Origin of the sequence: Paenibacillus sp. KS1 (assembly GCF_001680695.1) — a bacterium.
GTDB classification, from domain to species: Bacteria; Bacillota; Bacilli; order Paenibacillales; family Paenibacillaceae; genus Paenibacillus_B; species Paenibacillus_B suaedae.
Genome location: NZ_MAIS01000206.1, coordinates 1 through 1,976 on the forward strand (window position 1 = coordinate 1; position 1,976 = coordinate 1,976).

Annotated in this window: 1 protein-coding gene; it reads left to right on the top strand. The window is 47.5% G+C overall.

Annotated features, from left to right (window positions below):
- Positions 1-317 precede the first annotated feature (317 nt).
- Entirely contained in the window at positions 318-1,751 is a 1,434-nt protein-coding gene (gene mgtE / locus BBG47_RS27800) for a magnesium transporter (RefSeq protein WP_065294437.1), read from the top strand.
- Positions 1,752-1,976: the final 225 nt, after the last annotated feature.

A 1,976-nucleotide genomic window follows, 5' to 3' on the forward strand; every position in this document is an offset into this window, starting at 1 on the left:
GCGAGGGTTCGAATCCCTCTCTCTCCGCCACAATGGTACAGACAAGATCCCGCAAGGGATTTTTTTGTTGTTATATACATATTATAAATTGCATCATCGCTGAAATGGATAAAGCAAGGATAACTGTGAGAGATCGCGGTTATTCCTTGCTTTTTTTCATACACTATGAAGGCATTCAGTGTGAACAGATGATGGTCATTCTGTTTCGCCAATTGTTCAGTGCGTTTAATGAATGTAATGGTGGGTTTCATAATATCGGCTTGAAGTAGCAGTGGAATACACCATATACGGATTGTTATCCGTGGGGGGTGAGCGTAATGGGGAGTAAACGTGATAAACAGAAGCAAGCATGGAACGAGAAAAAGACAACGAAAGCAGACTCGAACAAGGATAAGGACACAGTATCGTACGATACTGATGAGATCATAGATGAGGCAGAACGCATTTTGCAGGGTTCTGTTGATGAAGTGAAGCATGCGCTCCGCTATTGGCATCCTTATGATTTAGCGGTCGTATATCGGCATGTGAATTTGTCGCAGCGCTCTCGGCTGCTTGAGGTGCTGGAAGTAGGTCAGCTAACGGAGATGATCCGTGAGTTGAATCCAGATCTTCAACTGGAGTCGTTCCAGATGCTTGGCCGCAATCGTGCGGCAGAAGTATTGAACCGGATGGACAATGACGACTTGGCTGACATGATGGCAGCGGTTAGCGTGGAAGAGAAGGAGTTCTTGCTTTCGCTCATGGAGCGGGAGGAGAGCGACACAGTACGCCGCCTGATGACTTATGAACCGGAGACCGCGGGCGGATTGATGACGAACCGTTATGTCTGGTTCTATGAGCGTTACACCGTGCGGGAAGCGGTTGAGAAGGTGAAGGCGTTCGCTGAGATGACGAAGAACGTCCACTATCTGTATGTAGTCAATGAACAGAAGCGGCTGGTCGGTACGTTGACATATCGTGAATTGGTGCTGGCTCCGGAGACAGATACCATCCAATCGCTTATGAATGAGAAGGTCATTTCCGTTACCGTCGATACGGATCAAGAGGAAGTGGCACGACTATTTGAACAATACGATTTCTTGTCCATGCCTGTTGTTGATCCAGATGACAAGCTTCTAGGGATACGATCCGTTGATGATGTCATTGACGTCTTGCGGGAAGAAGCGCATGAGGACATCAATAAGTTGTCGGCAACGGACAAGACGATTGACTTTCGAACGAACCCTTTCACAGCAGCCCGCAGACGTTTGCCATGGTTGATTATGCTTCTGTTCCTTGGGCTTGTGTCGGGAAGCATTATTAGTAGGTTTGAGGGGACGCTGCAGCAGGTTGTTGCGCTGACCTTCTTCATGCCCATGATTGCAGGGATGACAGGAAACACAGGCACGCAGTCACTTGCTGTGGTAATACGAGGACTTGCGTCAGAGCATTTAGACAAGGGAACAGTTACGAGGCTCCTGTGGCGAGAATTGTTCGTAGGTCTGATCATCGGTACGGTGTGCGGCACCGCGGTTGCCCTTGTAGCGGGGATATGGCAGGGAAGCTTAGCGCTGGGGCTCGTAGTGGGCTGCTCTCTATTCCTGACGGTTATCATCGGTACAATGGCGGGTACAGCAATTCCTATCTTGCTGTATAAGCTTAACGCCGACCCAGCTGTAGCATCAGGGCCACTTATTACAACATTGAATGATATCTTCTCGCTGACGGTTTACTTCGGTACAGCCACCTTGTTCCTTTCGTATTTAATTTGAGGCTGCGGGCATATTATAAGAGCAATTAAACATGCCAAAATTGGTGCAGAGAATAGCTGTCGGACAAGGAAAAAACGGTTCATAAATATGGTAAAAAAGTTTTTTTAAAAAAAGGCTTGTCAACGGTCGTATCGTTTGATATACTCTTAATTGTCGCCGAGAGGTGATGAGAAAAAAGTAAGAAACGACAACGATATGGCCCGTTGGTCAAGGGGTTAAGACACC